The organism is Segatella copri (assembly GCF_949820605.1).
Classification (GTDB): Bacteria; Bacteroidota; Bacteroidia; order Bacteroidales; family Bacteroidaceae; genus Prevotella.
Genome location: NZ_CATKVU010000006.1, coordinates 1,195,912 through 1,208,215, shown reverse-complemented (window position 1 = coordinate 1,208,215; position 12,304 = coordinate 1,195,912). Strand labels below are relative to the sequence as shown.

Sequence of the window (12,304 nt, the reverse complement as noted above, 5' to 3'; positions counted from 1 at the left end):
GGGCGTTCTGTTTATTTCTTCATCATTTCCTTTACAGCTCTTTCGAGCTGGGTATCATGGCCATTGATGAAATCTTCCGGACTGTTGTAAACCTCGATGTCTGGGTTCAGCTGGGTGTTCTCGCCGAACACGCCACGCATGTCGCGGCAGCCTACCTGAGGAATACCGAATACCAGCGTGTTGTCCATCAGCGTTTCCCACCATACGGCTGTCATGGTTCCTGCTACAGGAGCACCGATCAGCTTGCCGATTCCGAGTTCCTTGTAAACCCATGGGAAACCGTGGCCGTTGCTGTAATCGTTCTCGCAGATCATAACGCAAGATGGCTTCACCCATTTGTTGAACGGATCGCGGCCAACTACCTTACCGTGAGGCACAAACTCCTGATACTGCTTGCCGTTGAGCAGGGTGCATAGATCATCGTGTAACCAGCCGCCACCATTATGGCGCTCGTCTACGATTACAGCGTCTCTGTTTCGATTCTTGTCGCTCAGCAGTTCGCTGTAAACGGTGCGGAAACTCTCCGAATCCATCGCCTTAACGTGAACATAAGCGATGCGTCCGCCCGAAATGCTGTCAACGAAAGCGCGGTTGCGGTCTACCCATCGCTTGTAGAGCAGGTTGTTGAGTTTGCCCTGAGAGATAGCCTTCACTGTAACCTCCATCTTCTTGCCCTTGGCGTTTCTGATGCCGAGGCGTACATTCTTGCCAACCTTTCCGTCGAGCAATGGGAAGTAGTCCATTCCGGCTTTAATCTCCTCGCCGTCGATGCTCTCGATGATGCTGCCGGCTGTAACGCCCGTATTCTTCACATCGAAAGGACCACGCTTGATAATCTCCTGAATCTTCAGGCCGTCGCCCTGGTACTGAGGGTCGAAGAATACTCCCAGGTTGGCGGTGGCAAGCGCACTGTTGCCTGCGTAGTAGCGGGCTCCTGTATGCGAAGCGTTCAGCTCGCCAAGCATTTCGCTCAACATCTCCTGAAAGTCGAAATTGTTGTTGATGTAAGGCAGGAACTTCTCATAGGTTTTGCGGTAACCTTCCCAGTCAACACCATGAAGCTTAGGGTCGTAGAACTTGTCTTTCACCTGTCGCCATATGTGGTCGAAGAGATACTGGCGCTCCTCGGCTGGCTTATAGTTGAAGTTAGCCTCAAAGCTGATGTCCTTGGTGCTGAATCCGCTCAGATCCACCTTCTTGATGCTGCTTCCGTTGCAGATAAAGAGGTTCTTCACATCCTTGTCGGTCTGCAGGTTGCCCTGTCCTACGCCCTTCATCACGAGCTTGGTAGAGCCATCCTTCAGGTCGTGCTGCCAGAGGTCGTAATCATCCTCGAAGGCTGCCTGGTAGTAGAGCTTGTCGCCGTCTTTAGAGAGCACAGCATCGCCCATGTGCGAAGAGTTTGCGGTGAGGCGTACGATTCTGTCGCGGCAGTTTTCGATGTCCAGCTCCAGTGGCTTCACTTTTTCCACCTCTATCTTTCCGGTCTTTTTCTGCTTTTCGTCAGCCTTCTTTTTAGCCTCTTCCTTCTTCTCGTCTTCCTTCTTCTCCTTTTCGTCCTTGTTGGCGTCAGCCAGTTCTATTTCTTCCTTGCTCATGTTGAAGCGGTTGTAGGCGTCCAGGTCGAAGAACATGATGTAGGCATCGTCTTCAGCTCCCCAGCTTCCATGACTGCGGTAGCCGGCTCTGTCGCTCTGGAAGAGCATTGCCTTGCCGTCGAGCACCCATTTGCCGTTGCTGTCGCTGTAGCCGGAATTGGTCAGGTTGTGAACCTCTTTGCCGTCAGCCTTTACCAGCGCAATATCCTGGTTGTTCCAGCCGCCGTTGCCGATATAGGTTGAAAGGAGCCATTTGCTGTCTGGCGACCATTCGAAAGCGATGTCTCCATCGCTGTAAGAGTAGACGTATTTGCCGTCGAGCACGGTGCGGATTTCCTTCGATTTCAGATTGACGATGCGGAGTGCAGCGCGGTCTTCGAAGAAAGCCACTTCCATGCCGTCAGGAGAGTATTGGGGATACTGCGATGTAATGCCTGTTTTCACCAGCTGCTCTTCCTCGATGTCGGTAGCGTAGGTGAAGTTCTTCTCTTTCTCGTTCTTGATCTTAGACTGGTAAATCTGCCATACGCCGTTGCGCTCGGCTGCATAGACCAGGGCTCTGCCGTCTGGCGAGAAACTCAGGTTGCGCTCCTGCTGCGGTGTGTCGGTAATGCGCTTGGTAGTGGTGTATTCTACTGAAGTTACGTATACGTCGCCATGCATCACGAAAGCCACTTCCTTGGCGTCTGGCGAAACGGAAATCTCTGTAGCTCCCCAGCTTTTAATCTGACGTACGAGGCTTGGAGTGTCATTATCTGTTGTAATGGAGATGTTCACCTTCTGAGGCTCTCCACCTTCTTTCACGGTGTAGATTTCGCCATCATATCCGTAGCAGAGCAGGTCGGCGCTGGATGCAGTGAGGAATCTTACCGGATTGCCTTTGTGGTGGGTAATCTGCTTGTCGCTTGAACTGTTGAGGCTGCGGCGGTAGATATTGAATGTGCCGTCCTGCTCGCTCAGATAGAAGAATGATTTCTCGTCTGATGTCCATACTGGCGAGCGGTCTTCGCCGGCAAAGGTAGTCTGCTTGGCAAACTTACCGTTGCTCTTCAGCCAGATGTCGCGTGCGATAGGTGATTTCTGGTGTTTGCGCCAAGGGTCTTCGTATCCCTTTTTGTCGTGGTAGAGAATGTCGCCGTTCTTGGCGATGCTGATATCCTCCATGGTGAGGGTAGAGAAGAGTTCCGGTCTTCCGCCCTTGGTGCTTACCTTATATACTTGTGGAAATGTGTTGTCGCCGAAGATGATGCTCTGGGCTGTAGGCTGCAGACTGGCTGAGTAGAGCACATGGTCGTTGTCTGCAAAGGCGATAGGTGTTTCGCTGCCGCTATTAGTGGTGAGTCGGGTAGGAGCACCGCCTTTTGCATCGATTACGAAGATGTCGAGACTTCCTTCGCGGTTAGACTGGAAGGCAATTTTCTTGCTGTCAGGGCTCCATACAGGGTGCGAATCGAAGGCTGCATGAGTTGTGAGCTGTCGTGCTTCACCGCCGTTGACAGAAACACTGTAGAGGTCGCCTTTATAAGCGAAGGCAATGGCAGTGCCATCGGGCGAGATGGCTGGGTAGCGCATCCAGAGCGGATGTTCTTCTGCGCTGGCAGAGAGTGCTGCTGAGAGCAGGGCTGCTGAAAAGATTAACTTTTTCATTTGCGTATGTTTTATGTTTGAATATGCGTTATAAAAATCTCTTCTCTTTCGGGGTCAGAATGCTGTTTCTTGCTCCTAACGGATGCAAAGGTAGTTATTTTTTGTGATATTTAAGCATAAAAAAAGAAAAAAGTGAGAAAAAGTTTGGTGTATTCAAAAAATATATGTACCTTTGCAGCCGCAAATAAGAAAAGTGGCTGATTGCGTTATTGGTTAGCTGGTTTGCGATTTGAAAAGTGTTGGTTCCGTAGCTCAGTTGGATTAGAGCAACAGCCTTCTAAGCTGTGGGTCTTGGGTTCGAACCCCAACGGAATCACTATAAAAGCAAAATGAAACTTATTTGTACAAAATTAGCATGGGAGAACAATGGTAGTAAGTTGCTTATTTATAGGCACTTACCTCTGTTGTTCTATTTTGTTTTTAAATATATTTTATCACTTATTCCTCTTTTATGTACTCTTTTTGTAAATAGCTGTTAATCAATATGTTATGAATTTGACGTGTTGAGAAATCATCCATGTGTGTTACAAATGTGTTATCAATTTGTTTTTCTGATGAAACTCCTTCCTTGTCTTAGCCATTGCTTCTGTAGCCCTATCGTGGGTCTCTATCAGCAGTGGACTCTTGTGATATTGCACGATTTTGACTCCAACTGAGTTGTGCCTTTTCTTTTCCTTGATGCATTGGACAATCAAGTCCGGATTTGCTGATTTAGCCGTTGGAGCCTTGTCAAAGTTCTGAATATAGGCGGCATTGGTCAGGAAGAGAATGTCGGAACTTTCCGGTATTTCCTGCATAACCTTCACCATAAGGGTTAGCATCATGCGGAACTCAGTGGTGTGTAGGTCGCTGATTACATCACAGCTGATGATGTTGCCGTTATGCTCAATCACAACAGCAGCACCACCAGCTCGCTCTTTATGGCCATAATCACATGAGCCACCTATCCAAACGTAATATGTATATGTATCTTGTGTCATAATTATTTATCATCCAATCTCTATATACATCTCGAATTATAGAGATAATCCCATACTTCTTGAGCAGGTCTTTTCAATCTGATGATGGGATCAATGAAAAATAACTTTCCATTTCGTCGCAAAGAACATTGTCACTAAGATTCGAAATATCCGTTATTGCCAAATATTCATTACCATAGAAATACTTGCCTTCCTTAGTTAATCCCAATTCATTTCGGAGATAGTCGTCTATCATTTTGGGGGTAGGAACTCTAAACATAGATGATATGTTCTTTTGCTGCAAGACGATTCTGATTCCTTTGATATCTTCTGAAATTCCGATGAACCTGTACTGGTACCAGGAAATAACATGTTGTGTATCAGATGCTCGTGGATAATATCCTCCGGATGAGATTGTTCTAAAGGAGCCTTGGAAAATGGAGATTTCATCTTTGTGAAGACACTTCCGTCCTTGCTCAAAAAGACAATACTTTCCCCTGTTGGAATCATCCGTCGATTGCCGAATTTATCCCAATCTGCCATATTTCATCTCCACGCCCTCCTTATCATACTGCTAGCGCTTGCCGGTTGGTGGCTCAGTAAATGTGATGCGAACTACAGCCGTGCGTGAAAGGGAACGTGCGATGCTCTGGTCGAAAGCATGGCTAGGATCCCTGTAAGAGTGATTTTTGGCTGTTTCATATTTTTACATTTCCCGTTCTCTTCAGTACGCCCCACTGCTGCAGTTCTCCCTTGATGGCCTTGAAATAACTCTTGAAAATCACATAGTACATGATCCAGCGATAGAAGAAGCGCTGCGGTATAATCCATAACAACGTCCACAACGATTCCCTTTCCACGATGAAGGCCATGATGGATACGCTTGCATCTACAATCAGGAAAATCAGATAGTAGATAAATATCTGCCAGGCATTGCCCGAGAACAGTCCTGCCAGCATCAGAACGTCGGCTATCGGCGAGAACGTAGGGATGATGTACTGGAACACGAGCATATTTGGCAAAGCCCACAAGCCGAATCCTTTATAACGGCTGCGGAAGAGGTTGCGACGATGTTTCCAGAAAGTCTGCATCACACCGAAACACCAGCGGGTGCGCTGCTTTACAAACTGTCTGATATTTTCGGGTGCTTCGGTCATCGCTACAGCATGGTTTTCGTTCTCGATAACATAGCCTGCCTCGATGATGCGCATCGTCAGGTCGCAGTCTTCAGCAAGAGTGTCGGTTGTGAAATATCCGGCTTTCTCCATGGCTTCCTTGCGGAACGCTCCGATGGCACCAGGCACCACGGTGATGGCGTTGATGGCAGAGTAGGCCATTCTGTCGAAGTTCTGAGAGGTGATATACTCTATTGCCTGCCAGTTGGTGAGCATGTTGCGGCAGTTGCCCACCTTCACGTTGCCGGCAACGGCTCCCACACGTTTCTCCTTGTCGGCAGCAAAGTGTCTCATCAGCTTGCTCAGGGCATCATGGCGCAGTTGCGTATCAGCATCTATACATACTACGAAGTCGGCATCTGTGTGGCTCAATCCGAAGTTCAGGGCTGCCGCCTTGCCTCCATTAGGCTTGGTGAAGATTGCCACCTTCGGATGATTGCCGAATTTCTCTTTTAGTCTTGCAAGAGTATGGTCTTTGCTTCCATCGTCCACGGCTACGATATCGAACAACGGGTAATCTTGCTCAATCAGATTGTAAATCGTGTTTACTACGTTTACCTCCTCGTTATAGGCTGGTACAATAATGGAAACCTTAGGCATGTTCTCCTTGCCGAGATTATCATAATTGCGTCTGCGTTCTATTCGTTTTTCCTTGATGACAAGACCATACATGAATATGAGTCGCATAAATCCGAGGACGAGGAATACGAGGAAGAGTGCGGTGATGAAATCGCTCAGATGGTAGATGAATTCTGCCAGTGTGAGGTTCATCTGCATTGCATAGTAAGCCTTTCCTTTCTGTATCGTAGGCATCAGCGTCTCGCGTTTCATCCCCAGATATTCCTCCAGCGAGATGAAGCGATAGCCTTCTTTCTGCAGGGTGGTGATGATGCGCGGCAGGGCCTGTATGGTTGCCTTGCGGGTGACACCGCCAGCATCGTGGAGCAGGATGATGTGACCGTCTTCATGGTGTACGCCATCGGTAACACGCTGGTAAATCTGGTCGGCTGTTACGCCCGGCTTCCAATCGTTAGGGTCGATGCTTTCGCCAACCATCAGGTAGTTGCGGCGTGAAGCAAGAATCATCGGCTCTATTTCCTCATGCTGGGTTGGGTCGCTGTCGGCGTTGTATGGGGCACGAAACAGAATGGTGCTATGCCCGGTTATGCTCTCTATCAGCATTCGCGTGAGCTTCAGCTCTGCATAGGTGCGGTCGTCGGAGTTCTCTATCACGTTGTGATGGGTAAAGGTGTGGTTGCCGATGGTGTGCCCGGCTTCATACACCTTCCTCACAAGGGGCAGGTTCTTCTCCATCTGCAGACCTACCATGAAGAATGCTGCAGGTACGTGGTGTTCCTTCAGAATACTGAGCACCTGGGGAGTCCATTTGCTGTCGGGACCATCATCGAAGGTGATAACGAGGTCTTTGGCGTGGCAGCGACCGATTTTTGTTACAGTATAATTGGATGGCAGTTTGCGGTATATTTCATTGGCAACAAGTCCGTCATCCTTGTCTTTCACGATGGATATATAGCCCGGCTGCGGTTCCGACTCCACCTGCAGCACCTCTCCGTTGCCCACGAAATTCACATCGTCCAGACTTCTTATCTGGAGCAGTTTCTGCAGGTTCCAGTTGGATGTGTTTTCGTAACTCATGTCCTTGCCGTAGAAGTTCCATATACGGGAATCTTCTGTGCCCAGTCGCCACACGCTGAATCCGGCAAGATGGTATTCTGCCCCAAAGCGCATGATATTATAGGAGGTGGCAGCATCAGTGAGATAAACCTGATGGAGCTTGTTGTTGTCATCTATATATGAGAAGTTCAGATTGTATGAATCTTCGTTGAAGTCTATCGGAGCACCAGCGTTCAAAGCAGAGGCTACGGCTTGGTTGAAGGTTACGGTTTCTCCCTGTTTGTCCTCGCACCAGTCGTAGCCATAGGCTGCCAGTCCCAGAACGAGTTTATCGTTGGGAATATTGCGTGCCGCCCAGTCGGTGGCACGTTCTACAAACTGCTGCGAGCATACATCGCCCGGCTTGCTTGCTGAGTTGTGCTCGTCGTACGCCATCAGGAAGAGATAGTCGTTGCACTTGGCGAGCTGCTCCATGTCGTAGTCTTCATTGAATGGAGCTACATCCTGAGTAACATAGAGTCCTTCCTTATGGAAGACTGCCGACAGTTCGCTCACAAAGGTGGTGAGCAGGGCGTTGTCGTTTATCTGCAGGTCTTCCAGGTCGATGTTGATTCCGCAAAAATTGTACTTACGGCAGGCATTGAGAAGTTTTTCCGTAAACAGTTTTCTCCTGCCTGCATCCTTCATGATACTGCCGATGGCTTCGCTTCTGAAGTCTTCGCCATAGTTGTTGGTAAGCATCGCCATTACGGGCACGCCTGCCTTCTGCGCCAGGCGAAGGGCTTTCTTATCTACCTGAGTATTGAGCACTCCGGTTTTCGGATTGATGAACAGCCATTCGCCCATGAGCAGGTTGATGTGACTGATGTTGCGCTTCAGTGAAAGCAGTGATCGCTTGTCCCAGTTTACATACCATGCAGCTCGGATTCCCATGCGCGGATCGTTCCACTCTCTGAAATATTTCTCGGTGAGTTGGTCCCTTTTTCCTGTAAAACGGGTCTTTCTTATCGAGGCCTCGGCATAGTTGTTGTGCATCTTCTTCTCATGGAAGAAGCGGCGGAACGACTTGTATTCCTTTGCCGTCTCATTGTTGCGCATGAGTGGCTTTTCTGCGGTCATCACCTTGTGATAGTCGTGCACGAAAGGAATCTTCGGACTGCCTTCCAATGCGAATAAAGTTAGAAATACGATGATGAACAATACGATGATTGCCCCGATAACTCTCATGCTCCACTGGAACTTTTTCCAGCGAGAACGTGAGTCTGTTTGAAAAATCTGCTTATCCATATCCTGAATATATTTTGAAACATTCTGTCCTTTTGTTTTATGCTATAAATCCATTATCTGGTCATCCGTCTTCTGGACGATACGTCTGCTGCTTCTGTTACGATGGTTGATGATGAGCGGCACACGTTCCACTGCTACCATAGATGTGTCGAGACCCAATGCCTTCGGCTCGTCAATGCCAATCTTGCTGATGAGAGCGTAGATGCTCATCAGTAAATTCTGTTGACGGTTACAAGAACTCTCCGGGTAATAAACGCGGTGGATAATGATGAATCGGAAGTCACCAGAAATTCCGTTTTTCCGCAGAGAAGGATATGTACTTCTCAAATCTACCTTACCATCGGCCACCAGGTCTTCCACAACTTGTCGCAAATAGAGACTTACCCGAGGTTCTATGCGGAAACCTATGTGCATAGTTACACTGTAGAGAGTGTCAGGCACCAGGGTTTCGCAACTGTATTCCAGCGTGTCAGGAGTGTCCACAAACTCCATGTTTATAAGCCAGTAATGGTCAGCTCGTTTCGGCTGCTTGTTGATGATGGAGTAGAGCAGTTTATCATCCACGGTGCCTTCCTTATCGGCATGATTTACGTAGACAAGATTGGATGCGTATTTAGGGATGCTCTCGTCGGTCTTGATGTCGGAGATAATCTTGTAATACTCATCCAGCGGTTTAGAGCTGATGTATTGGCGGCGTATCTTCATGGCGCGAACCCACACATACATCATCAGAAACAGGATTCCGCCTATAAGCATCGTACACCATCCTCCTGCGAGAAACTTTGATAGATTGGCTGCAAGGAAGACTCCTTCGATGGAGCAGTATGCGCCCATAAACATCAGCGTGAAGAGGCGAGCTACCCCCTTGGTTCTCAGGTAGAAACCAAGCAGCAGGGTAGTCATCAGCATCGTGATGGTAATGGCGAGACCATAGGCTGCCTCCATGTGCGAGGAGTCGCGAAACAGCAGGATGATGAGAACCACACCGATGTACATGGCAAGGTTAATCATCGGGATAAACAGCTGTCCCTTTACATGGGTAGGGTGCTTGATTCGCATGCGCGGCCAGAAATGCAGGTTCATAGCTTCGCTCAGTATGGAGAAAGTTCCACTGATGAGTGCCTGACTCGCCACGATGGCTGCACCCGTGGCCATGATGACGGCGAAAATCAGCATGCTCTGCGGCATGATGGAGTAGAACGGATTGACTGACAAAGCTTTATCCACATGGTTCAGTATCCATGCTCCCTGTCCCAGATAGTTGAGAATGAGCATGGTCTTTACAAACGCCCAGCTGATAGTGATGTTCTTTCTGCCACAGTGACCCAGGTCGGAATAAAGCGCCTCTGCACCAGTAGTACAGAGGAAAACCGCTCCTAGAATCAAGAACCATTCTGGTGATTTTGCCAAAAGGATGATGGCATAATAAGGATTGAAAGCCTTCAGTATCAGCGGAGAAGAAGCGATATTGAAAGCTCCCACCACACCCAGCAGCAGGAACCAAAGCAGCATGAAAACTCCAAACGACTTGCCTATGCTTTCTGTGCCAAACTGCTGCACGAAGAAGATGACGCTGATGATGGCAAGTGTGATGGGAATGACAGGCAGATGCGGACTGATGGTTTCGAGTCCTTCGATGGCTGTGGTAACCGTGATTGCAGGGGTGATGATTCCGTCTGCCAGCAGCGTACTGGCACCAATGATGGCCAGAATGTAAATCCATCTTCTCTTATGCTTGCGCAACAGAGCGTAGAGGGCGAGTATGCCTCCTTCGCCATTGTTGTCAGCACGTAGCGCCACACATACATATTTAAAGGTGGTTTGAAGGGTGAGTGTCCAGATGATGCAGGACAGTGCGCCCAGAATAGTACTTTCGTTGATAGCTTCTCCTGTGTGGAGAATTGCCTTCATCACATAGAGTGGTGAAGTACCGATGTCCCCGAACACGATGCCCAAAGTGATGAGCAATCCCCAAAAGCCTACTTGATGTGTGCAGATTGCTGCACTTTTTATATTTTCTCTCATATTTTATGAGTTATCCTTATTAAAAATTGCGTGCAAAGGTATAAACATACGAGTTAATAGCCGATTTTTTTAACAAGATTTACTGGATTTAACATACATTGCGACTACTCAGCCCCCCTATAGAAAACTTCTCGTTAATGCAACATAGAAGGAGCAATTGCCTCTTTATTCCATTCTTCCATATTTCATTTCCACGCCTTCTTTATCATACTGCTTGCGCTTGCCGGTTGGTGGCTCAGTAAGTGTGATGTGAACTACAGCCGTGCGTGAAAGGGAACGGGCGATGCTCTGGTCGAAAGCATCCATGTGTTGAGGAAGGAAACGTTCACAGATTAGTCGGAGACCATGAATCTTCTCTGCATCTTCGGTCACGATTTCTGCCTTGCCGAATGCAATGGCTGATTTGAATTGCAGGGTGAAACTGCCGTCCTTCGGACCAACTGTAGGCGCACAACGGGTTACGGCTGAAAGGCAGACCTCGGGATGAGCCTTGATTGCCTCCAACTTTTTGCCTTCCAAGGCACCATGAAAATACCAGTTCACATCATCATCTGATGCGAGTGACAGGGGTAAACCATAAGGCTTGCCTTCTTCGTCAATAAAACTGACCGTTATATACGGAGCCTTGTGCATTACTTCCAATGCCCACTCACTATCCATTGCTCTTGATTTCTTTCTCATTTTTATTCTAATTAATTTGATTATTTTTCTCCTATTAATTTAATGATTTGTTTATCCGAGGCATCAGGCAGGATTTCTTTCAGATGCTCGAAATTCCTCTGATAAGACTCTTCGGGAGTTCGGTTGCATTGGCAAGTCTCCCTGCCATAGAGCTCTTCGGGAGTATTGACCAGCGGCCAGTCCCAACCGCCTTCAGGGAAAGTTGCATATCGGCATCCTCTGCCACGATGTCTTCGGCAGAGAATCCTTCAATGCCACTATCAAGAAGAGGGAGAAAGCCGATTTTCAGAATTAGCTCCATCATGCCTGTTGCTGAATATATTTCAGGAAAATTCATACGCTTTGTTCTTTATGTTTTTATCAATTCATTCAGTTTATCCTCTCTGATAATCTTCGGCTGAGCCTTGTCAGCGAGAATGAGAATCTTCTTGCCATTACGATAAATATGAAGCTGTCGGGAGCGAACCACGGCAGTCAACTCCTCATCATTCTGCATGGCTTGCCAAATAGGATAATATACTCCCTCAGGTTCAAACAGCTTCTTTTGAAGATGCGAACAGAGGTTTGTTGTATCAATTGTCATTGCCATAATTTTCTTCAAACTATTTGTTTCCAAAGATTCTCTCCTTCAGTGCCTCCTTTGGGTACAAAGGGAGGTCGGGAGTCAGCCCCACCGCCGTCCCCTCAAACGCCTCTTTCAAGGCTCTCGCCATCGGACAGCTGCCCGTGGCGAAGAATCCGTGTAGGAATAATATCTTCTTCATGCTAATCATTTGATAATTATGCGCCTGTAATCTAGGAGGATAAGCCATGCTCAACTCCCATATTAGCGCAATATATCTGCAAAAATACAAAAAATATTCAGAAAGTTGATTATATGGATGGATTTTGTTTGCAGGGCGAACACGATTTAACCTTATTTTATAAGATAGAGGGATGTTGAGGGATATTTTTAAACCCGAAATCCTTAATGACCTTAATGACCGTGACCTTAATGACCGGAATCTTTGGGATTTGAAAATGAAAATGACCCTTAATGACTTTGACCCTTCATGACCGGATTTTGGGTAGAAACAAAAAAGACCGCTCTCCTCATGAATCTTTTCTGAGGTGAGCGGTCGATTTATTTATGGATGAGTCTGCTTATTATAATAAGGTGGACTCCATGTTCTTTATCCCATGCAACTCGTTACTCCGAGCGTAGTAGCGATAGCGGTCAAAATGCTGATGGCTATCTGAAGAATTGTTTTCCAGGTGTTCGCTTTCATTTTTTTGAATGTTGAATGTTGAGTGTTGA

General features: G+C 47.6%; 9 protein-coding genes, 1 tRNA gene and 1 pseudogene. 1 reads left to right on the top strand and 10 read right to left on the bottom strand.

Features of this window, described 5'->3' with window-relative positions:
* Positions 1-11: 11 nt before the first annotated feature.
* The gene (locus tag RCO84_RS06110; RefSeq protein WP_317584356.1) at positions 12-3,245 is read right to left on the bottom strand and encodes a S41 family peptidase; all 3,234 of its coding nucleotides are present in this window, start codon (positions 3,243-3,245) and stop codon (positions 12-14) included.
* A gap of 241 nt (positions 3,246-3,486) precedes the next feature.
* On the opposite strand from RCO84_RS06110, the gene RCO84_RS06105 reads away from it, so the two are divergent.
* Positions 3,487-3,561: transfer RNA gene (locus RCO84_RS06105), tRNA-Arg, on the top strand.
* A gap of 208 nt (positions 3,562-3,769) precedes the next feature.
* On the opposite strand, the gene RCO84_RS06100 is transcribed toward RCO84_RS06105, so the two are convergent.
* The 9 genes and pseudogenes from RCO84_RS06100 to RCO84_RS06060 form a co-directional block, all read right to left on the bottom strand.
* Positions 3,770-4,225 (bottom strand): ribonuclease H, encoded by a 456-nt coding sequence (locus tag RCO84_RS06100; protein ID WP_317584354.1) that lies wholly within the window; start codon positions 4,223-4,225, stop codon positions 3,770-3,772.
* Positions 4,226-4,298: 73 nt separating this feature from the next.
* Complete coding sequence (locus RCO84_RS06095) at positions 4,299-4,508, bottom strand: hypothetical protein (protein WP_264899592.1); 210 nt, start codon at positions 4,506-4,508, stop codon at positions 4,299-4,301.
* Between the two features lie 394 nt (positions 4,509-4,902).
* Positions 4,903-8,301 (bottom strand): polysaccharide deacetylase family protein, encoded by a 3,399-nt coding sequence (locus tag RCO84_RS06090; RefSeq protein ID WP_317584351.1) that lies wholly within the window; start codon positions 8,299-8,301, stop codon positions 4,903-4,905.
* Positions 8,302-8,343: 42 nt separating this feature from the next.
* Positions 8,344-10,326 carry a KUP/HAK/KT family potassium transporter gene (locus RCO84_RS06085; protein ID WP_144150791.1) on the bottom strand — a complete coding sequence of 661 codons (1,983 nt, stop codon included), beginning with the start codon at positions 10,324-10,326 and terminating at the stop codon, positions 8,344-8,346.
* Positions 10,327-10,491: 165 nt separating this feature from the next.
* Complete coding sequence (locus RCO84_RS06080) at positions 10,492-11,007, bottom strand: pyridoxamine 5'-phosphate oxidase family protein (protein WP_317584349.1); 516 nt, start codon at positions 11,005-11,007, stop codon at positions 10,492-10,494.
* Positions 11,008-11,027: 20 nt separating this feature from the next.
* Entirely contained in the window at positions 11,028-11,180 is a 153-nt protein-coding gene (locus RCO84_RS17010; RefSeq protein WP_445081697.1) for an AlkZ-related protein, read from the bottom strand.
* Between the two features lie 176 nt (positions 11,181-11,356).
* Entirely contained in the window at positions 11,357-11,590 is a 234-nt protein-coding gene (locus tag RCO84_RS06070; protein ID WP_317585502.1) for a hypothetical protein, read from the bottom strand.
* A 40-nt stretch (positions 11,591-11,630) separates the two neighbouring features.
* Positions 11,631-11,771, bottom strand: a pseudogene (locus tag RCO84_RS06065) (YqiA/YcfP family alpha/beta fold hydrolase); the annotation flags it as partial.
* 408 nt (positions 11,772-12,179) lie between these two features.
* Positions 12,180-12,275, bottom strand: a complete 96-nt coding sequence (locus RCO84_RS06060; protein WP_153072405.1) for a smalltalk protein — start codon at positions 12,273-12,275, stop codon at positions 12,180-12,182.
* Positions 12,276-12,304: the final 29 nt, after the last annotated feature.

Bases quoted from the DNA above. Each gene is read 5' to 3' on its own strand.
- RCO84_RS06085 (WP_144150791.1), bottom strand. From the start codon at position 10,326: ATGAGAGAAAATATAAAAAGTGCAGCAATCTGCACACATCAAGTAGGC.
- RCO84_RS06080 (WP_317584349.1), bottom strand. From the start codon at position 11,007: ATGAGAAAGAAATCAAGAGCAATGGATAGTGAGTGGGCATTGGAAGTA.
- RCO84_RS06060 (WP_153072405.1), bottom strand. From the start codon at position 12,275: ATGAAAGCGAACACCTGGAAAACAATTCTTCAGATAGCCATCAGCATT.
- RCO84_RS06110 (WP_317584356.1), bottom strand. From the start codon at position 3,245: ATGAAAAAGTTAATCTTTTCAGCAGCCCTGCTCTCAGCAGCACTCTCT.
- RCO84_RS06070 (WP_317585502.1), bottom strand. From the start codon at position 11,590: ATGACAATTGATACAACAAACCTCTGTTCGCATCTTCAAAAGAAGCTG.
- RCO84_RS06090 (WP_317584351.1), bottom strand. From the start codon at position 8,301: ATGGATAAGCAGATTTTTCAAACAGACTCACGTTCTCGCTGGAAAAAG.
- RCO84_RS06100 (WP_317584354.1), bottom strand. From the start codon at position 4,225: ATGACACAAGATACATATACATATTACGTTTGGATAGGTGGCTCATGT.